Here is a 22,735-nt window from a genome sequence, read left to right as displayed (position 1 = left end):
ATATGTGGGCGATTTCAGGAATCCTTGCAGCGGCTGGCGCCATCTTCATCTATGAAGCGCCTGCGCTCTTCAAAGGGCGGTTCATGAAGGAACTATGGCTATTTTCCATTTTACTCGTAGTGGGAACCGGTTTAAGTATCTTGTTGAGTTTACATGTTGAGATTCCGAACCCCCTCGACTGGATCATCACTTTATATCAGCCGTTTAGTAACTTAATGAATAACATCTTGAAATAAAAAGATGACATGGAGGGGGGAGTATCGTGCCTGGAAAAATACAAATATCACCTCGCCAGTTTATGATTCTTGTTCTTCTGTATTCAGTTGGCACGGTTATTTTGCATACTCCCTCACCGTTAGCGGCCTTTGCCAAACAAGATGCTTGGCTGGCAGCGATATTCGGTACCGCGGCTGGCTTGATGCTTGTATGGTTATATATCAAAGTCGCTCATTTGTTTCCCGATCTTACTTTGGACCAAATCATTGAAAGAGTGTTCGGAAAGTGGATTGGAAAACTGGTTAATTTCACTTTTTTTTTCTGGGTCATGACGACTGGTGCTGGAATCCCTTTTCATGTTTGCAATTTTATTAAGACGTATTGGATGCCAGAAACACCGATCGTTTCTTTAATTATCTTGTATGTAACAATTGTGATTGGTGCCGCGCGTCTTGGTGTAGAAACCTTCGCCCGAACCGCTGAACTTTTATTTGTCCCTTTTCTCATCTTGCTGATCGCTTTCATTACAGTCGTTGCTCCCCAAATCAAGGTAAGTCATATTCAACCTGTGTTAGAGAACGGAGTTACTCCGATTATACGTGCCTCACTTTTTTATGTAAGCGTAATTTCGTTCTCACCTGTTAAGTTCTTAATGATTTTCCCTTTCGTTAATAATAGCAAAGCCGCGGGGAAAGCTTTCTATATCGGTACATGCCTAGGAGGAATCCTTCTTCTGATCATCGTCCTGTTGAATATTCTCGTTCTGGGGCCAGCAATTATGGCGAGTAATTCAGCGCCAACTTATGCGCTTGCCAAGAAGATTAATGTCGGGGACTTCCTGACTCGTATTGAAGCCATCATTGCTTTCATTTGGCTTATTTCAACGTTCATTCGAGCGGTGATGTACTTTCACGTGTCGCTTGCTGTGTTTGCCAACCTGTTCGGCATCCAAAATGTGCGTCCATTTAGCGCGCCTTTAGGGATGTTCATGATTGTGGTAACGCTTGTAATTGTTCCGAGCGAGCATTATATTGCTGGATTTCTTAAAGACACTTGGTTTTTCTATGCTGGAACATTTGGGCTCGTCCTACCTTTGCTGTTGCTTGGTATAGCTAAAATTCGAATCTTGTTTGGTATTCCTACATCCAAATGATAAACGGAGGCATGTAATGGGTAACGATCTGTATGCAAGAGGGAGGTAGTAAGGTGCTCGACAATGGGAAAATCTCATCCAAACAATTTGCTTTATTAGTGACGGTTTTCACAATTGGAAGCTCGATCTTATATATTCCGTCCTTTATCGCCTCCGAAGCTAAACAAGATGCCTGGTTGTCTTCAATAATGGGAGTAGCTCTGGGATTGCTCATCATTAGTCTCTATCATCGGGTCGGGACGATGTTTCCGAATATGACACTCGTTCAATATAGCGAAAAGATTTTGGGCAAATGGTTTGGCAAACTACTTTCCGTATTGTTTTGTATCCACTTTTATTTGCTTTCCGGTTTAGTCCTTCGAAATATTGGTGATTATCTGATCACGCTCCTGTTGCCTCAAACACCGATCCAAGCCGTTCATATTTTGTCCCTATGCATCATTATTATGGGGGCAAGATTGGGAATTGAAACGGTTGCACGAATGGCAGAATTACTATTTCCAATTCTAATTCTATTTTATTTAATGGCTATGATTGGACTGATTCCAGAAGTCGAATTGATCAAACTGCAACCAGTATTTGAAAATGGTTTTAAACCGATCCTACGAGGTATTATTCCATATGTCGGCTCTCCAAGCTTGGAGCTTGTCGTGTTTTTAATGATTATCCCCTTCATGAACCGAACAGATAGCGTCAAGAAATCCTTTCTAACAGGGGGCTTAATGGGGGGGATCTCGTTAACGATTCCTTTGTTTTATTGTCTTACGGTTCTAGGTCCTGAGTTAACGGCTGCCAATACTTTTGCAAGTTTCACCGTTACGAAAAAAATTAATATCGGTGATTTTTACCAAAGGATCGATGTCGTTATAGCTGGCGTTGCATTCATTTGTGTCTATTTTAAGGCTACCCTCTGTTTCTATGCCTCTCTGTTAGGTCTTGCTCAAACATTTCATTTGAAGGATTACCGATTTTTATCGTATCCCATGGGGATGATCCTGATTGTTTTTTCTATTGTTGCTTACCCTAACAGCAGCTACGCGGCGTCATTTTTTAAGGATACATGGATGCCATACGCAGCAACATTCGGGTTATTTCTGCCATTGTTATTATGGGTAGTGGCTGCTGTTCGCAAAAAATACGTTCAGTGAATGGAATTAACAAGTACTAAAGGTGCACGAATACAAATGACTAGAGCAAGGCCGATCATGGCTTTGCTTTTTTTATTTGAGTTGGTTCTCTGCAGGTTAAGAAATGATGGGTAATTCATAGAATATATCATTCTCTTATTACTACCATCCGAATACAATCATTGTGAAAGCGTTACAAATCTCGAGTTCAGAAGACAAAAAACGACCATTTTGTTTACTTGTTTGAGGGTCAGAGTGCAATCTTTGTTGATTTTTATTTAAGGGGATGATTAGACTGGTCAAGAAATTTTCGGTTTTGTTAGCTTTATGCATGTCTGTTCAAGCCGTTGGGAGTATTCAAACAACAGTATCCAAATTTACAACTCCCGTTGTTGCTGCAGAATCGCAAGAACAAACCATAGGCTCTTCTAAGATGAGCGTGACTGTTGATGACAAATTTCCAAGAGTGCTGCAGTATGAATGGCTAGCTAATAATGCTGTCATGTATGGTCAAGAAGATGCATTAAATGAAGTCAAGATCAATGGTACAAGCTATACCCCGACTGTAACATTTAATAAAACGGGCTCCAAGGCATCTTATACATTATCGATTTCTTCAATTGATGTTACGATAAGCATCGATCTTGAAGTTGTCGAGAATGTTTTGAATTACAATGTTACCGGAATTACGGAGAGTGGTACGACCAAAGTTAGCACGTTTGAGATCCCGAATCATAATCTGCTTTCCGTTAGAAGTACGCAAACAGGAGCAGCATTCGCAGGTACAAGACATCACACGGCTGTTGCCGGGACCGGAGATACGTTCCTGAATGTAACCGGTACGCCTGCCGTTGATAGTTCACCTGGAAATTATATGTACTCTATACTGAATACGAACCAACTGGCGGGGGCCGTCTCGACGAATGCAGTTCAGGATTATACCACAGATAACGATAATGATCGACTTCGCAAACAAACGGTAAATAAAACGGGCTATTTCCGTACCGGTGTATGGAGTGCACCATGGGTTTACAGACCGGAGGGCATGAGCACAACCGAGCCCCTGCCTAGTGAAAAAGTTGTGATCACGCCGGATGCAAACGGAGATGGCGGCATTGATTGGCAAGATGGGGCCGTTGCGTTCCGCAGCATTATGAAAACTCCTTTTGGCAGCGAGAGGATTCCCGATCTGGTTGTTCAACGAATTCCTTTTAATTTCGCCAGCCAAGCTACAAACCCATTCTTGAAGACATTAGATGAAACAAAGAGAATTTCTCTGAATACGGATGGACTGCAGCAATTTATCGAGTTGAAAGGATATCAACAAGAAGGGCATGATTCCGCGCATGCGGATTACGGTAATAATATCGGCATACGCCAAGGCGCCGATGCGGATATCAATACTCTTGTCGATGAAGGCCATAAATATGGCGGTTATTTCGGGGTGCACATTAGCGCCACAGGCGCAAATCCACAAGCCAAGTATTTTAGCGAGAACTTGGTGGACCCCAATAAACCAGGATGGGATTGGCTTGACTTATCGTTTGACTATAACAAAGCTCAAATGCGCAGCGAAGCTGCGACAGGGGCCAGATTAAGCCGCTTACAGGAATTGAAGGACAGAGTGCCGAATCTCGATTTCATTTATAATGATGCTTGGTTTGATCAAGGCTGGAACGGCAGAAGACTGGCACAGGAACAGAATGGTCTGGGATGGGCGACTACAACAGAATTCCCCTTTGTAATGGAGGACGATGCGCTTTGGTATCATTGGTCCGTTGACTACAACTATGGTGGTCAAGAGATTAAGGGTTTCAATAGTCAAATTGCCCGGTTTATCCGCAACCATCAGAAGGATACATGGATCGTGCGCAATCCGCTGCTTGGCGGTACAGAGCTAGAATCATACGAAGGTTGGCAGGGAAAAGTTAATTATGACGACATGATCAAGATGACATTCACCACGAATTTGCCAACGAAATATATGCAGCATTTCCCTATTCTGAAATGGACGAATAACACGATCGATTTTACAGATAATGTAAGCGTTAGCAACGTTACCGGCACGAGAGTCATCAAGAAGGATGGCATCACGATCTTGAATGGCGGATCGTACTTGCTTCCTTGGAGTCCAGATACAGAAGATAAACTATATCACTGGAATGCAGGCGGAGGCTCCACGACTTGGACACTTCCGTTAAGCTGGTCAGACAGACAATCAGTGAAACTGTACAAGTTGACGGATCAAGGTAAACAATTTATTCAAGATTTGACCGTTACAGGTAACGATGTAACAATTGACGCTCTGGCGAATACGCCTTACGTGGTCTACAAAGGAACAGGTTCTGTAACGCCAGATGTGAAATTTGGAGAGGGTACGCCTTTGAAAGATCCAGGCTTCAATAGCGGAAACCTTTCATCCTGGACGGTATCAGGCGATACACAGGCTGCATCCGTTCAGCGAAATACACGCGGGCAATACGAGCTGAAAATCGCAAGCGGTGATTCTGTTAGCGTCAGTCAACAGCTTACAGGACTTTCGCCGGGAACCTATTCGGCTTATGTTTATGTGCAAGTGGACGGTACGCGCCGTGCCCGAATCGGGGTCAAAGATTACGGCGGTACCGAGGTAAGTAATTATGCAGATAGCTCTTTCGCTATCAATGGCATAGGCGGAGACTCCAAGAACGGTACCAAAATGCAGAGGATGCGTGTACTGTTTGATGTCCCGGCAGGACAAACCACAGCGATGCTGTATTTGCAAGGTGAACCAGGCACTGCCAACATTACGTTGGATGATGTTCATCTTATGAAAATACAGCGGTCGGCAAACCCGACAGGGGCTTATTTCGCAGAAGATTTTGAACATGTTGATGCAGGCTGGTATCCGTTTGTGAAGGGAGATGCGGGAGGAACAACCGTCGATCCTAGAACTTCTTTGGCCAACTTGCATGCGCCTTACACACAAAAGGGCTGGAACGGCAATCCGATTGACCATGTGATTAGTGGAGACTGGTCGCTAATGTCCCATAAGGAAAATATGGGGCTGCTATATCGAACATTGCCGCAAACGCTTCGCTTCGCGCCAGGCACAAACTATACGATTTCCTTCAAGTACGTGAATCAACAAGCCGGTGATTACGCATTGGTTATCGGCGACGGAACCAGAGAAATATCTTCCGTCAATTTCGATACCGTTATTTCAACGCAAACATTGACCAAAGTGATTGCAGGAAGCCCATCAGGCAATACATGGGTGGGAATTAGAAAGTTGAACAATAATAGCTCAGACTTTGTTATGGATGATTTTACCGTGCAGGTAGGAGGAGTTATTCCTCCACCAAGTGTTCCACAGGCGCAAATGACGGCGACGGCGACTAGCCAGGAAACAGCAGGTGAAAATACGCCAGCTTCTAATGTGTTGGATGGAAAAAGTGGGACAATCTGGCACACGAAGTGGGATTCGAGCAATTCGCTTCCGCAATCGATCACTTTGAACCTTGGCGGCACCTACAATGTGACCAATCTGAAATATTTGCCAAGACAGGACGGAAACGTAAATGGCATCATAACGTCTTATAACGTTTTTGTTAGTCACGATGGAACGAATTTCACAAAGGTAGCTGACGGCAGCTGGGCAAATGATACAACTGAGAAAAACGCTGCTTTCGCATCAACGTCTGCATCGTATGTGAAGTTGGAGGCAACAGCCGGTAATGGCGGTTTTGCATCCGCAGCAGAAATCAACGTGAACTACGAGGAGCCGGTCATCATTCCACATGAGCAAATGACAGTGACGGCGACTAGTCAGGAAACGGCAAATGAAAATAATAGTGCTTCAAATGCATTAGATGGAGATTCATCAACATTCTGGCATACGAATTGGTCATCCAATACGTTGCCGCAGTCAATTACGTTGAATTTGGGTGGAAGCTATCCCATCAGCCAGCTGAATTATTTGCCAAGACAAGATGGGCAATCGAATGGCATCATTACAAGCTACGATATTTATACAAGCGCAGATGGTGTGAACTTCACGAAAGCAGCGACGGGGAACTGGGCCCAATCTGCAGCGCAGAAGAGTGTAACATTTAAGCCAGTAACAGCAACGCATGTGAAGCTGGTGGCCGTTCAAGGCGTTAATAATTTTGCTTCAGCTGCCGAGATTACTGTATTCAAACAGAATGAGGTTGTTACGCCAAACGCCGCTTCAGCGACGCTATCTGCAACAGGAACCGTTCAGACAGGCGTGGAATTCCCTGTACAACTGGGTATTGGCGGCGTCACACAAAGCGTATATGCACAAGATATTAAGATGGACTACGACGCGAATGTTTTGGAATTCGTCTCGGCTCACGCAGTGAAAGACGGAATTGATCTCGTAGAGACGGTGAAGGACACACTAGGCAAACTTCGGTTTATTATCGCAAGCTTAGGTAAAGCAGTGACAGGTGATGTCGGGATCCTGGAATTGAAGTTCAAAGCCAAAGCGGTGACTGAGTCGGCGACGGGTAAGATTGCTGTAACCGATGCAACGCTGGGCGATGAGCATGGTGTGGAAACGAAGGTGCAAGCATCTGCGGTCAATGTGAGAATTGGAACACCGCCTCCGGGAGTTCCAGGCGACTTCAACCAGGATAATCGAGTAAGCATTGGTGATCTTGGCATGGTCGCCGTGAATTACGGTAAAAGCAAAAAAACTTTATCAAGCACAGATTGGGAAAAAATCAAGTTTGCAGATGTAACTGGCGATGGTGAAATCGATATTCATGATCTTGCGTTCGTGGCCACTAAAATAATGGAGTAAGTAATGATTTTGGACAGAATGGCGATGCTAGGTGCTTGATGAATAGGCACCTAGCTTAGCTTGTTAGTGCAAGATGTAATTCTAAGAATTTGAGGTGTATGGGTATGAAGGCTATAACTCGAATAATGCTGTGTGTGATCATGGTGCTGGAGATTATGTTTCTAAATGTATCGCTCATAGCAAGTGCTGATACGGGAAATATCGGAGGAAATGAGAGAACCGTACTCAATTTTAATTCGGACTGGGGGTTTTATCGAGGCGACCTTGTTGGCGCTGAAGCGGCCCAATTTGATGATAGCGCGTTTGCTGCTGTTACCATTCCGCATACGATGAGGCTTGAAAAGAAACATGCCAATGGAGCGAACGCTGTCTACGCGGGGATTGGTTGGTATCGCCATTATTTTACGATCGATGAAAGTAATCGGGGGAAAACGATCAATATTGATTTTGAAGGTGTCATGATCGATAGTGATGTTTATTTGAACGGAGAGAAAATCTATACGCACAATGGCGGTTATATAGGTTACTCCGTTGACATCACTGATAAAGTAATTTACGGGCAAACGAATGTGCTCGCGGTAAAAGTATCGAGTTCTGACAGCCCAGATACACCGCCGGGCAAACCGCTTGCGAATTTGGATTTCCATTATTATGGTGGAATTTATCGAGATGTAACAATGAGAATCACTAATAAGCTGCATATTTCCGATGCTTTGCAAGCAAACAAAACAGCCAGCGGCGGCGTATTTGTCACTTACCCTAATGTGACGACTTCGAGCGCGACAGTTCATGTGAAAACTCATGTAGTTAATGAGAATCAAGCATCTGTAAGCACTAGAGTCTTAAGCAAGTTAATAGATAAAAATGGGGCAGTTGTCGCGCAAAATGAAACAACCGCAACAAGTTTATCAGCAGGCGGGGATCATCAATTTACTCAAGATTTGACTGTAGCGAGTCCAAAGTTGTGGGATATTTCCGCACCTTACCTATATTCACTAGTGAGCGAGGTTTACTCTGCTACTGGCTTGGTTGATATGATTACGACGAAAGTAGGTATCCGAAAAATTGAGTATAAGTCGGATGGCTTCTATCTCAATGACAATAAGATTTACTTGCGGGGAGCGAACCGCCATCAAGCGTTTCAAAATGTAGGAGATGCAGCTTCAAATTCGATGCAGGTTCGCGATGCCATGCAGATCAAGGCGGACGGATTTAATGCGGTTCGTGCTACACATTATCCCAATGATCCTGCCTTCTTGGATGCTGCCGATGAAATCGGACTCTTGGTCATCGAATGTCAGCCTGGATGGCAAAATTTCACCAATACCGCTAAATTTCGTGCATTAACGATCAGGGATGCGCGTGAAATGATAAGGCGTGATCGAAACAGGCCTTCGGTTATTTTATGGGAAACTTCGTTAAATGAAACTGGTTATCCTGCGGATTGGTCGCAAGAAGTAACCGCAGCTGCGCATGAAGAGTATCCAGGAAATCAAATCTATACAGCAGCTGATCATGGACTTCAAGGAATGTACTATGATGTCAATTATAAAGTGGTTGATACCAACTGGAGTTCAGACTCGAGCCGATGGACCGATTTTGATTCAAATAAACCATTCTTTACTCGCGAGTGGGGAGATTTTGAAGAGTCCAGCAAATCGTTGAGAAAGGAGGGTGAGGCAGCTCAGATCGCTCAAAATTTGACTCGGCAAAAATATTTAAATGGTAATGGATATTCGGACTGGGGTGGTCTTGACGCCAACGACCGGATTGGCGGTTACTTCCTCTGGAGCTGGAATGACTACATTCGCGGTTCAACAACGAAGACATTAGGAAGCGGTACTGTAGATATTGATCGTTATGAGAAATATGGCTACTATTGGCTGCAATCCATGCAGTCTGCAAGAGACCCGCTTTATGGTCCGATGGTATTTATTGCAAGCACGAATTCTCCTACATCGAGTCGTTCAGTTAACGTTTTCAGCAATGCAGATTCTGTGAAACTATATCAAAATAACGTGCTGGTAAATGAAATAACTAGAGCAGAGGCTTCAATCGCAGTTCCAAATATCGTGCAAAAAGGCGGAAGCCCCATCTTCACATTCAATTTAAATAGCTTTGTCTCAGGAGAATTAAAGGCTGAGGCTATCCTGGATGGACAAGTTGTTAAAACGCATACCGTTCGTACGCCAGGTCAAGCAAGTCAAATCGAAATTGAAGTGAGAGATAGAGGGGTACAACCGATTGCAGATGGATCAGACTTAATCCCTGTCTACTTCAAGGTTGTTGATGCGAATGGAACCATTGTGCCGAATTACAGTGGTAAAGTTAACATATCGGTAACGGGCGAAGGGCAGCTTGTAGGCAGAGGAATCCCAAGAATAGGTGTTGAGGAGCAGGTTGTAGAAGGGGGAATTGGCTTTGCATTCGTAAGAACTTCCGGTACGAGTGGAGCTATTCAAATTAATGCCACTTCTGAAGGGCTCGTTCCTGGGAATGCAGAGGTAAGTACACTACCATACCAAGGACAGTATGTGCCAGATGGGCTACATACGCCTTGGGTTGGGGGAGTTGAGAAATTAGAGTCCCCAGCAGACTCCTTTCAAAACATCGCAATTGGAAAGCCAATCACAAGTTCTTCGGAGCAATCAGGAAACTTTGCTGTCAATGCCATAGATGATGATGCATCTACGAAATGGACGGCGAATGGATCATCTTTGCCGCAATGGATACAAGTCGATTTAGGTAAAAATTATTCGTTAATCGGCTTTAAGATGCTCTGGGAGATGAAAGCTGCTGCCTATAAATATTACATTGAAGTTTCAACAGACGGCGTAAACTGGGATAAGGCGATCGACAGATCGGCCAATACCACGCCTAATGGAGCGGAAGAAACAGTGCTGGCTGATTCCCGGGGCCGATATGTAAGGTTAAAGATCGTAGACAACATAACGGATAACTACTGGGCATCCTTGTACGAATTTAAAGTGATACCTGCAGATTACCAAGAACCGGGTGACATTATTCCGAATGATGCGATTCAAGTCATTGATGAATCAACGGTGTCTGAATCTGGGCGAGGCACCGATAAATTACGAGATGGCATAACAACGATCGGAACCGGATGGTTAGCCAAATCAACGGAACTGCCACAATCAGTTACAGTCAAGTTCAATGAGCCTCAAACGGTAGTCGGCAGCCGCATTTTTTGGGAGAAAGACAGCAATTGGTACACGTACGATTTGGAGGTATCAACCAATGGGCAAGTATGGCAAAAGGTTTTGAATAATCGCTATGTAGGCGGGCAGCAGTTCACACCGGAAGCATTCGCGAAGCCCTACAAAAATATCAGTTATGTCCGTGTGACAATCAAACAAATCGTTGCCGGCGGCGGTTATCGTGTGGGCATGGCTGAACTGATTCTATACGGAGCTGATTCCGCGTCTGATAATGTACCGGTTGTCATACCACATGAACAAATGACAGCAACGGCGACTAGTCAGGAAACGGAAGGCGAAGATAATTCAGCCTCCAATGTGTTGGATGGAAATAATGGGACCATCTGGCATACACAATGGGATGGGAACACGCTTCCGCAATCAATTAACCTGTATCTTGGCGGTGCGTATCAAGTAACGAATCTCAAATATTTGCCAAGACAGAGTGGAGGCAACGGCATTATAACCGGTTACAATATTTATGCCAGCAACGATGGAACGAATTATACACAAATTGCAGACGGCAGCTGGAATAATGACAAGACGGAGAAAAATGTTCAATTCTCATCTGTAACAACAGCAACGTATGTGAAGCTGGAGGCCGTTCAGGGAGTAAATAATTATGCATCGGCTGCAGAGATTAATGTAATTGGCATTCCGGTTCTAACCGAGGTTCCTGTAACTGGCGTGCAGCTGGATAAACCGCAAGTCACGCTGAAAGAAGGCCAAACGACAGAGCTGGTTGTATCTGTGCTTCCTATTGATGCAACCAATATGGATGTAACTTTGGCGAGCAGCGACGATACAATTGCCAAAGTAGAGTTTAAAGATGGCAAATTCGTGGTGACCGCTTTAAAAGAGGGAGTAGCGGATATTACAATCACTACGGTTAACGGCGGTTTTACAGCAGTAAGTAAAATTACGGTTCAGAAAGCCGACGACACGACAATCCCTCCGGGAATTCAAGGTGACGTCAACCATGATAATCGAGTAAGCATTGGTGATCTTGGCTTGGTTGCTGCGAATTACGGGAAAAAATTGAGCAGCCCAGATTGGGAGCAAGTCAAGCAAGCTGACGTTAATCACGATGGTATTATCGGTATTGCAGATCTTGCGATCGTGGCCAGCAAGATGATGAATTAAGTAATCAAGGTCAAATGACGATAATAGGTGCATGGTGCGAGAATTAGTGCACTATGCACCTAGCTTTGCTTTCAGAATTCTAAAATGGAACGAGGTTTATGCAGATGAGCATGTTAAGAAAGCCATGGAAAATCTCGACTCTCCTTTATCTTCTTCTTTTTGTCATGGTGGTCGTCCCTGTGATAACCTTATCCACCGTCATTCTACAAGTGTATAAGCACGATTTGTTAGCGCAAACAACCAGCCGAACCTTACAAACCTTACATTCCATCACCTACACAGCCGAACAAGAAACAAAGAAAGTGATGTATATCACGGCCAATATTGGGGTGGATCAAGAAATTTTGACCAATGCCACACTGCTGTCGCAAGCTGAAAGCGGTAATAGTCAAATGTACATTGATTTTCTAAATTCAGCATTGAATCGGTATAATGCTTCGATCAATAACTATATTCTTTCCGTAAGTTTCTTTTTCAAGAATGGTGGCGTTTTCTCGTACAATCGAAACTTGATCGATGATCCAACGGTCATCCATCAAACGGATTGGTATGCAAAGACGCTTTCCAATTCCAATCAGGTTCATTTTATTGGATTGAAAAAGAATGTATTACACGATAGCGGAAAACCTTATGTGATTACTGCAGCGGTTTCCCCCGAATTCATACCAGGATTGCAAAACGTCGAGTTGATCTATTGCGCTTTCAATCGCAGCTCATTTGAGAACTTATTACGAGTGAATCAAACTCAAAACGTTGATTCTGATTTTCTCATTGTAGATAAAAATAGACAAGTCATTGCCTCGAGCTATGGATTATCCAATATTAATCAGGTGGATGAGCATATATTTGAGAAAATTAATGATGATGTGGAAGGCAATTTTATTTCCAAATTGGACGATAAATCGATGCTGGTCACCTATGCGACCGTTCCCAATACAGGATGGAAAGTGATTCACCAAATTCCTTACAGCAAGCTTACGCAAACTTACGATCAAATTTCCAAAGTGGTTATTATTTTCACGATTGTCTGTATGTGTGTGTTTTTGATGATTTCGTTCTTCTTGGTTCGCGGTCTTACGAAGCCGATCCATCTGTTGGTTCGGAAGATGACAAGTGTGGTAGGCGGGAATTTGAATGCCAAGATTGCTGCTTCGGGGAGCGCCGAGATGGTGACGCTTGGACATACATTTAACTATATGTTAGATCATATTCATCGATTGATTGTGCAAAACAAGGAAGAAGAAAGAGCCAAACATATCGCAGAATTTGACGCCCTGCAATCACAGATCAATCCTCATTTTCTAATTAACACATTAAATGTCATCAAGTTAATAGCGCTAGTAAATAAGATAGACAATATTCGTCATATAACCGTCGCGTTAATGAAGTTGGTTTCTTCGTCTTTTAATCGAGGGAGTACGCTTAATCCGCTTTCGGAGGAAATAGAGAATCTCAAGCATTATCTTTTCATTATGGAAAACAGGTTTGGCAAAAAAATAAGTGTCGTGTGGAATGTTGCGGAAGAAACATCTTCGCTCTATATATTAAAACTGTTATTGCAGCCGATCGTGGAAAACTGTATTGTGCATGGGTTGGATGATAAGGATATTGATGGGCGGATTTGGGTGAATACATGCATTGCCAAGGGGAGTTTGCACATAGAAATTGCAGACAATGGCGTCGGTATGGATATGGAACAACTGAACTCCTATATGAATCAGAACCATGAGAGCAAATTTAGCGGCATAGGGATCTCCAATGTGAAACGTCGTATCCAAGTACAATATGGCGAGCATTATGGTTTAACGATTCAACCGAATGAACCTGCCGGTACGAAATTTGTGATTCGTGTGCCACTCCTTACAACGAGGTCAGAGGATTATGATCTGCAAGAGTAGGGAGCTCGAAAGGTGTAGAAAATATCATGTTTATGTAAGATAGTATCATTTGATTGCGTTTTCATAAATTGTATGCTTATTACAGGTTATCAACCTAGCGTTAATCTAATGAGAAGGGGTGCTTCAAGTGAGTAAGAGAAAATGGATGGCTTCATTAGGAATGGTTTCAATCGTTATGGCAAGTGTAGTATCAGGCTGCGGGACTAAAACAACACCAACATCAACTACACCCGCAACAACTGCACCGACTGCTGCTCAGAAAGCACAAGAACCGGTTAAACTGAAATTCGCCATGTGGGAAGCGCAAGGGGATATCGACTTCTGGACAGAGAAAGTCAAAGAGTATACGAAGTTGAAACCGAATGTAAGTGTTGAAGTAATTAAAGTGCCGGATAATAAAGGGCAATATTTAAAGGTTAATCTCGCGGCTAATGACTTACCCGATGTATTCTACATGAAACCTGCTGCGTTGCAAGTTTATAAACAAGCTTTACAGCCGCTCGATGATTTGCCAATTACGAAAGATAATACATTTGCAGCGAAAATTGACGGCAAAACGCTGGGTCTTCCTTTGATTTCTTTCTATGAAGTTGTCTACTATCACCCAAGTGTTTTCAAAGAGCTAGGTTTAGAGATTCCAAAAACAATGCCTGAATTCATAGCTTTATGTGAGAAAATTAAGGCAGATGGGAAATACGTTCCGCTTTCCCTTGGAATGAAAGATAGCTGGACATCTTATCCATTTATGGAATTCGGACCGCACGTGCTATCCGGAGACGAAGGCTTCTTGACAAACCTTCCGAAGAACGAGGCGCCGTTCACGGCTAACTCTTCCTTTGACAAGGCTGCCAAGTTCTTGCAAGAAATTTCAACCAAAAAACTTGCAGGTCCAGATCCGTTGTCCATTTCTTTCGACCAGCAGACACAAGCTTTTGAAGCGAAGAAAGCTGCAATGACCGCGCTAGGTCAATGGTATTATCCTGATTATATTAAAAAAGTGAATTCAGAAGATGATCTAGGTGCTTTCATTATGCCTTGGAGAAGCACTGAAAGCGAACCGCTTACTGCGATGACGATGTCTGATATGAACATTGGTATTAGCAAAAACTCGAAAAACCTTGGAGAATCAAAAGCATTCTTGCAATGGATTTTCAGCCAACCGGTATATGGAGCCTATCTGAGTACTAGTAAACAAATGTCTACAATGAGTACCGTAAAGAGTGACAATGCATTCTTTGTGAAAGAAGCGCAGAAGGCGCAGTTCAAACCGTTTGTGTACAATGGCATCGATGAAATGTATAACAAAGTAAAAGCCGCAGCCCAATATGACCCTAGTATGATAGCTCAAGATATTTTTGCCGGGAAGTCGATTGATAAGCTTGAAGCCGACTTGAACAATAAGTGGAAAAAGGCCATCGATTCCAGCAAATAATTCATGATCATTAGAAGAGAAGGTGCTACTTCGCTATTGGGAATAGCACCTTTTCTCACAACCAGGAGTGAAATAGATGAATTATAATCTGCAAAAAAAGGTAACGATCGTTACTTTATTGTTCGCGCCAGTTTCGCTGCTCTTACTATTTCTGTTCTATCCAACCATCGAATTGGTTCGTTACAGTTTTACGAACTGGGACGGATTCAGCCCAACGTTTAAGTACATTGGTTTAGACAATTATTCAAGGGTATTGTTTGATTTTCCAGAAGCTTGGCACGCGCTGAAAAATAACGCTCTTTATTTTATTATTCATACATGTATGATTCCCGTTGAACTTGTGGCGGCTGTTCTGCTAAATCGGAAACTGCTAGGAAGCTCGTTTTTCAGATTCACTGTACTCATGCCCTATATTATTAATGGGATTGCCGTAGCGTATATGTTTACTTATATTTACAATCCTGTGAATGGACCGTTAGATGCGGTTCTGAGAGCTGTAGGCTTGGAGTCCTACATTACAGGGTGGATCAGCAATGTGAATGTCGTTAATTACTCGCTCGTAGCCGTATCTGTATGGCGCTTCTCGGGTGTTCATATCATTCTTTTTATGTCAGGGCTTCAATCCATCCCTATTGATTTATACGAATCCGCGAAGCTTGACGGGGCCAACTTTTGGCAGCAGCAGCGTTACATTACGTTACCAAGTATCCGGCGTGTTGTTGAAATTATATTATTCCTTAATATCTCGGGCGCACTACTTCAATATGATATTCCTTTAGTCATCACCGGTGGCGGACCGGGAATTGAAAGCAGCACATTCGGATTGTTCGCATTAAGTACGGCATTTAAAAACAACAGCTATGGTCTTGCCTCTGCAATGGCTATGATACTCTTACTTTTGGTTATTATTCTTTCCAGGGTGCAGCAATGGTTGATTAAAGATAGGAGTGAGCTTTAGGTGGCACGTATTCTGAGCCGAACCATATATTATTTGCTATTCCTAGGTATGGCTGTTGTTGTGTTTGTACCTATCCTGCTCATTTTTTTCGGGTCGTTTAAAAACAATTTGGAGCTGGCGCAAACATCACCATTTTCATTGCCATCTAGTTTTATGAATTTGGATAATTACAAAGTTGCTATTACCAAGGGCCACTTGTTACGAGGCTTGCAAAATTCATTTCTACTAGTAGGGATAAGTATCGTTGGCAACGCACTGCTTGGGACAATGACAGCTTATGTATTAAATCGCTTTCAATTTGTTGGCAAGAAGATCATTGTTGCATTATTTTTGTTTGCCATGGTGATCCCGACCTATACGACTGAAATTGCACGATTTCAATTAATTCATAAGATTGGAGCCTATGATACAATCTGGGCCCCTATTATTATCTATGTGGGCACGGATATTTTGCAAATTTATATTTATATGCAATTTCTGGAGAAAATTTCAGAACAGTTGGATGAAAGTGCTATGCTGGACGGCGCCTCTTATTTCCGAATCTTTAGATCCGTTATTTTCCCTTTGTTGCTTCCAGCGACAGCAACACTTGGCATTCTTAAGGGAGTAGCCATCATGAACGATATCTTTGTCCAACAGCTCTATATGCCATCTCGAAGGCTATTAACCATTGCTACATCATTAACAAGTTATGTTGGCGATCATAGTTCAGATCTAGCTTCATTATGTGCAGCCATCATGGTCGCTTTATTCCCGAGTGCACTTATCTATATCCTTTTCCATAAATATATATTTAAGGGAATGATGGACGGTGCGGTTAAAGGGTAATTGCCTAGTATGAAATCAATCTGCCATTGGAGATGATGGGTGCTTGTATAAAGTCATGATTGTAGACGATGAGCCGCTTGTGAGACTAGCTATGCACCAAATGATTGGATGGAATGAACTGGATATGGAAATTGTAGCTGAAGCTGATGATGGCATGGAGGCACTAGCAACTTTGCAAGCGCGTAATGATATCGATATATTGCTAGTTGATATTCAGATGCCCAAAATGAACGGAATCGAACTGTTAGGAGCTATGCAATCCTTAGATGCCATGAAAAAGCCAATTTCAATTATCTTAAGTGCCTACAATGATTATCGATATGTTCGTGAAGCTTTCATACTTGGAGCCTTTGATTATATTGTAAAAGTAGATATGGACGAGGAGCACATGCTGTCTGTATTGCATAAAGTTGAGCGAAAATTAATAACGCTGGGTGCTTCGACTGATTTGCAAACTACCGATCAAGCTCATACATTTGAGTATTCTGGAAGCATTACTGAAATGTGCAATGAGCTAGGCGAGAGTAATCAAATAGCCGTTGCGATGTCGATTTCAAGCTCGGTAGAGATGATTTCGCAGAAGGCGATTAAGCAGATGATTAAAACAGAAATGGACTCGGCGTCATTCAAGCATGTCGTTTATGGTGAAGACGCGAATGAAATCATCATCCTGTTAACGGTTCCGCAGCTCAGAAGTGAATCAGCGATTCGTGAGCTTCTTCACACTACGCTCGCATTGATCAAAATCCGACTTGAACAGTATTTGAATGTCCGTGTTGCAATGGGAATCAGCGAAACCGTTGATGGGAGCAAGCATTGGCCAAAATTGATGAATCAAGCGCGAAGCCTAGTTTCTCGGTGTTTTTTTGAAGGTTATGACAAGTTTTTCTATCCAGAGAATGAGATCAAATCGGGCATGGAAATTAGCACAGATCTACGGGTAACACTCAAAGACAAAGGGCTTGAGATTGTACGGTTGCTTGAGTTGGAGACTGAACCGTTATGGGAGCTTGAATTTGACCAGTACGTGAAGCTATTGAAAGAAAAAGCAAGATTTGAAGTTCATGAAACAAGGTTGATACTAACCGATTTCCTATGGGAGCTTGGCTCCTTACTGTATACCCAAGAGGTTCGATGGGGAGGCGTGTTCGATCATAGTCATCCATTTGATCAGTTGAACGACTTTCAAACACTTGATGATACATTACAATGGATCAAGCAAGTCTGTTCCGATATTTATCGTTATATTCATGAACAAAGCTCAAAGGCAAATTCACCCTATACTATCGTTGAGAAGGCGAAGAAATTCATTCATCAGCATTATTGTGAGGAATTGAGTCTAGGGATGGTTAGCCAATGGGTTGGGGTTAGTGAAAATTATTTAAGCAGGCTATTTATGAAGAATGTCGGCGAGAGTTTCATTCAATATGTAACGAATTTACGTATCGAAGAGTCTAAGCGATTGTTAAAAAAGGGATATAAAATCATTGAACTGTCTGAAAAAATCGGTTATATGAATTCGGAGCACTTCAGCCGAGTATTTAAGAAGGCCACGGGTGTAAGCCCGAAAGTTTACAGGGAGAGATATGGCTTAGCGGAAGAAATGAAAATGAATTAATGATCATTTCCAGCTTATAATCTCGAACAAAGACGGTCAGCCTGCAATTGCAGGCTGGCTTTAGAATAGTTATGAAAGCGCTTTACCTTATTACTTCTGAAAATTTTGTATTCAAAGGAAATTACTTGAAATGACGATCATTGTCACCGGATACGTTTACGGTATGATGAACTATGGAGATCGTATGATTCCCGTGGTTGCCGAGGGTGAAGGGGAATCGATTCCTCTCTATTCGCTGCCGCTTGGTTCGCAAGTTCTGATTGTAAAGGCGAATGATCTGGCGGGAGACACAAGCAGCGAAACGTTATATGAGACCACAACAAGTGTTGATTCTTTAAAAGCATTAGTCACTTATTTTGTGGGTTCCGGGTGGCTTGATCCTGCAGATACAGCGAATAACTTGTGTGCCAAATTGGCGAACAACGATTTGAAGAGTTTTGTGAAAGAAGTGAATAATCAGCGTGGCATGCATATTGCAGATGAGGCTGCACATTATTTGCTGCGGGACGCTCAATATTTGATCGTAAGTAAGATACAGGCTACAAAAATCACAGATTAAATCCTACAGATTATAGCTATCAGACAGGACCAATCAGCAATTTTTAATGGTTGGCATTTTTAGGCTATCAGGTAATAAAATGAGGGGGAAATCATAGAAAATATCATTCTTTAAACGACAAATTTCGACTAAACTAATTTGAAAGCGCTTTAAACGACAGGGGTGTATGATGACAAATGAAGAAAACAAAGAAAATTGCGGTTTTACTTTCGCTAAGTTTGGTTTTGCCCACTATCTCAACCTTTTGTGCCGTTCATTCCGTTGCAGCAGCAACTTCCGTATCCAATTCTGATAATACAAACCTGGATCATGACTTGAATCTCTTGTACTCCGATTTGCAAAGCTATCCGGATTTTCAATACGAGTCAACCATAACCATATTTGGTACGGACGCATTTGCGGTGACGCTTGATGAGGGCAAATCTCCGCTTGCAGGAGCATCTCGTTATGGGGCAGGACGAATCATTGCAGCGGGTGCCGAGGACTACTTGAACTTGACGGCAAGCACGGCAACGACTGAAGGGAAATTGACAAGAAATATGCTGCTTTGGCTGACCGAAGACAAGTCCCCGAATCCGGCTACCGGCGCCACGAATCGTTATTCAAATGCGCTTATAGGCACGGAAATGCTAAAGTTGATCACAAAAAATGAGTTGCCGAACTCAGGCGAGCTGCCTATTGATCAAACCGTGGTCAGTAGTTGGACGAATCAACCGCTGGACCCCCTCGTTTACCCGATCGCGTTTGTCGATCCGATGAATGTAAGCAGTGAGGAAGCAATCGCGCTGGAGGCGTATGTTATAAATGGCGGGAGCGTCATTGTTACATCTAAGGGATGGGTCATGACAGCTTATCCGCCGGATACCATTCGTTCACAAGCGAAAGATCCACTGAACGTCAAAATAACGGATTACCCGGTTCAATGGTTGCTGAATCAAGCCGGTCTGGGTATTAACGACGATTACATTTCCATGAATGATCCTAATACGAAGCCTACTTCGGATCAATTGGGCAATGTCAATCTTTCTTATCTATCCAATGCGCTGCAGCATGTTGAGGCAAATTCCAAGACCTTTATGGATTATGCCATAGCAGGTGAGAATGTGCCGCAGGACGTGTGGGAGAGAATCAACTCAAACATTCTTCATGGTTGGAAATCAATTGTCCCTAATAGTCTCTACCTGAGCGGAGTGAAGAGTAGTAGCGATGCGGTCATGAGCGCTTTAACACTACCGTTAGATCGTATACAAAAGCCATATACGAGTGTGCTCGTTGAATACAGATCATCTTTTGCAAGCCTGGATGGTGCGGGTGTGAAGTTTGCTGGGGCGGACGTGTTTCCAGGCAAGGTAGAGAATACGGTACCGAGGGTCGCCAAAACGATAGCTGTGAAAATGGACTATGCGGACACTAGCTATTTGCGAATGTATGCTACTCCCAAACATTGGGTAAGCACAGGATCGTATGCGCCTGCAGGGAGTGAGATTACCATAGATGTTCCTGCAGACGAACCGGATTTGGTTGTCCAAATCGGGGCTCATACGGACGAACTGACCGGCAAAGGGATTACAAAATGGGATCGTCTACCGAGCGTCGTTCTGAAGAAAAAGCTGAATCCCGGGTTCAATCGGATCAGCAGTCCTTACGGCGGTTTGGTGTACATTATCCCTGCCAAATCCAAGCCTGGACGAACGGTGAATGTCAATGTTGGCGGTGTCATCCAAGCTCCGCATTTTGTTCTCGGACAAACAAGTGAACAAGCGTGGAAGGACACTATTCGCAATTATCCTGCTCCATGGGCGGAACTTCGAAGCAATCATATCGCACTAACGGTGCCGGCGGATGATATCCGCTTGCTCGATAACCCGCAGCAGCTGATGGAGAAATGGGATGAGATTTATAGCTTATATGAAATTATGAGCGGACTTGCTCCCGATAAAGCGCTTCCGGACAAAAGCATAGATAACTGGCCTTTCCGCTATGTTGCCGACAAACAAATCACCAACGGGTGGATGCACGCAGGAGATCCGATTATGTTGTATCAAGGCGAAACTTCTAAGCAATTGGTAAACCTCGATGCTATTCAGCATGACGGTTGGGGGTTCTGGCATGAGCTTGGCCATAATTTTCAGATGGATGCATGGACATGGGGCGACAATAGGGAGGTAACCAACAATCTTCATTCCCTGCATGTCCAAGAATATTATGGAAATGAGTCACGGTTAAAAGATGTATTTCCACAAGCTGCTCAATTTGTGGCAAACACAGACCCGAACAAAGACTTCGAAAGCATTAGCGATGTGTTTGTGAGATTAGTCATGTTCACCCAGTTGAAATATGCATACGGTTGGGACTTCTACGCGAAGCTGCATGCGGCGTATAGAGAAATGAACCAATCCAGTTTGCCTGCAGACTTGCAGCAACAGAAAGATTTGTTAGTGCTCACTGCTTCCCGAATGGCCGGGGCGAATTTGCTGGAGTTTTTTGATCACTGGGGATTTAAATATTCGTCAAGTGCGCGTGACGCAGTTGCTGTTCTTGGGCTCCAGAAGCCGACTAACGCAATCTGGAATTTAACGGCAGATATCGACAAACCGCAACTCATTCCGCAGTTCCAAATGAGCGCGTCGGCAACGAGCGAAGAGCTGGTCTCTGAAACCGATGGTGCATCCAACGTGCTCGATGGAGATCCCAATACCATTTGGCATACGAAGTGGGATTTGTATGATACACTGCCGGAATCGATCACATTGAATCTTGGCGGTACTTACGACGTGAATAAAATCAAGGTTGTCCCTAGACAAGGCGGGGGAAGTAACGGAATGATTACGGCCTACAATGTCTATGCGAGTACGGATGGCATCCAGTACACCAAAGTTGTAAGTGGAACATGGGCTAAAGACGCCACGGAGAAAACAGCGGAGTTCCCGGCGACGAGAGCGTCCTTTATTAAACTGGAAGCAACCGCAGGGCAAGGCGGATGGGCATCTGCGGCTGAAATGAATGTCTATCGCGTCATCGAGGCACCAAACGTCGCTTTAACGATGCTATCCGCAGCAGGCACCGTTCAGACAGGGCAGGAATTCAATGTACAGCTAGACCTGGGCAGCGTCACGCAAAGCGTATATGCACAAGACATTAAGATGGACTACAATTCGAACGTATTTGAATTCGTTTCGGCCCGTCCACTGAGAGACGGCATTAATCTCGTAGAGACAAGGAAGGACATACTGGGCAAACTGCGGTTTATTATCGCAAGTGTGGGCAAGGCTGTGACAGGTAATGCCGGAATCCTGGAACTGAAGATCAAAGCCAAGGCGGTGACACAGCCGACGACGGGAACGATTGCTGTAACTGACGCAACGCTGGGCGATTCGCAGGGAGCGGAATCGCAGGCGCAAGCATCCACAGTCAACGTGAGAATTGCAACACCGCCTCCGGGAATCCCCGGCGACGTCAATCATGACAATCGAGTAAGCATTGGTGATCTTGGCATTGTTGCAGCGAATTATGGCAAAACGTCTGTATCAAGCCCAGATTGGGAACAAATCAAGCAAGCAGATGTAACTGGCGATGGCGAAATCGATATTGATGATCTTGCGCTCGTGGCGAGCAAATTGATGGAGTAAATTATTCCAGGAAAGCATGGCGATCTCAGGTGCATGTTGCGATAATTGTCGCAATATGCACCTGTATTTATTAATGATCTGCAACAACATGGGGTTCGAAATGTGTAGAAAATATCATGTTAATGTTAGATTCTATCATGTGTTTGCAC

12 protein-coding genes are annotated in these 22,735 nt (G+C 43.6%); all 12 read left to right on the top strand.

All coding sequences use genetic code 11. The annotated features are described in order from the left end of the window. Positions 1 to 2 precede the first annotated feature (2 nt). The 12 genes from L6I86_RS02445 to L6I86_RS02390 all read left to right on the top strand — a co-directional run bounded on the left by L6I86_RS02445 (position 3) and on the right by L6I86_RS02390 (position 22,586). A complete protein-coding gene (locus L6I86_RS02445; RefSeq protein ID WP_236284325.1) occupies positions 3 to 236 on the top strand; it encodes a hypothetical protein in 234 nt (77 codons plus the stop codon). A 26-nt stretch (positions 237 to 262) separates the two neighbouring features. Further along, positions 263 to 1,369, top strand: coding sequence for a GerAB/ArcD/ProY family transporter (locus tag L6I86_RS02440; RefSeq protein WP_236284324.1), 1,107 nt, complete (start codon positions 263 to 265; stop codon positions 1,367 to 1,369). 32 nt (positions 1,370 to 1,401) lie between these two features. Next, positions 1,402 to 2,517, top strand: coding sequence for a GerAB/ArcD/ProY family transporter (locus L6I86_RS02435; RefSeq protein ID WP_236284323.1), 1,116 nt, complete (start codon positions 1,402 to 1,404; stop codon positions 2,515 to 2,517). A gap of 265 nt (positions 2,518 to 2,782) precedes the next feature. Then, positions 2,783 to 7,303, top strand: coding sequence for an endo-alpha-N-acetylgalactosaminidase family protein (locus tag L6I86_RS02430; RefSeq protein ID WP_236284322.1), 4,521 nt, complete (start codon positions 2,783 to 2,785; stop codon positions 7,301 to 7,303). A gap of 104 nt (positions 7,304 to 7,407) precedes the next feature. Then, complete coding sequence (locus L6I86_RS02425) at positions 7,408 to 11,664, top strand: discoidin domain-containing protein (protein WP_236284321.1); 4,257 nt, start codon at positions 7,408 to 7,410, stop codon at positions 11,662 to 11,664. Positions 11,665 to 11,768: 104 nt separating this feature from the next. After that, positions 11,769 to 13,562, top strand: coding sequence for a cache domain-containing sensor histidine kinase (locus L6I86_RS02420; protein ID WP_236284320.1), 1,794 nt, complete (start codon positions 11,769 to 11,771; stop codon positions 13,560 to 13,562). Positions 13,563 to 13,689: 127 nt separating this feature from the next. After that, positions 13,690 to 14,994, top strand: coding sequence for an ABC transporter substrate-binding protein (locus L6I86_RS02415; RefSeq protein ID WP_236284319.1), 1,305 nt, complete (start codon positions 13,690 to 13,692; stop codon positions 14,992 to 14,994). Between the two features lie 76 nt (positions 14,995 to 15,070). Further along, the gene (locus tag L6I86_RS02410) at positions 15,071 to 15,952 is read left to right on the top strand and encodes a carbohydrate ABC transporter permease (protein ID WP_236284318.1); all 882 of its coding nucleotides are present in this window, start codon (positions 15,071 to 15,073) and stop codon (positions 15,950 to 15,952) included. After that, positions 15,953 to 16,780: a carbohydrate ABC transporter permease gene (locus tag L6I86_RS02405; protein WP_236284317.1), complete on the top strand. Its 828-nt coding sequence runs from the start codon at positions 15,953 to 15,955 to the stop codon at positions 16,778 to 16,780. Between the two features lie 43 nt (positions 16,781 to 16,823). Continuing rightward, the gene (locus L6I86_RS02400; RefSeq protein ID WP_236284316.1) at positions 16,824 to 18,398 is read left to right on the top strand and encodes a response regulator; all 1,575 of its coding nucleotides are present in this window, start codon (positions 16,824 to 16,826) and stop codon (positions 18,396 to 18,398) included. Positions 18,399 to 18,528: 130 nt separating this feature from the next. Beyond that, the gene (locus L6I86_RS02395) at positions 18,529 to 18,957 is read left to right on the top strand and encodes a hypothetical protein (RefSeq protein WP_236284315.1); all 429 of its coding nucleotides are present in this window, start codon (positions 18,529 to 18,531) and stop codon (positions 18,955 to 18,957) included. Positions 18,958 to 19,133: 176 nt separating this feature from the next. Then, a complete protein-coding gene (locus L6I86_RS02390; RefSeq protein ID WP_236284314.1) occupies positions 19,134 to 22,586 on the top strand; it encodes a M60 family metallopeptidase in 3,453 nt (1,150 codons plus the stop codon). The last annotated feature ends 149 nt before the right edge of the window (positions 22,587 to 22,735 follow it).

It is taken from the genome of Paenibacillus allorhizoplanae (assembly GCF_927798215.1).
Lineage (GTDB): Bacteria > Bacillota > Bacilli > Paenibacillales > NBRC-103111 > Paenibacillus_E > Paenibacillus_E allorhizoplanae.
This window is presented reverse-complemented; position numbering and strand designations above follow the sequence as displayed.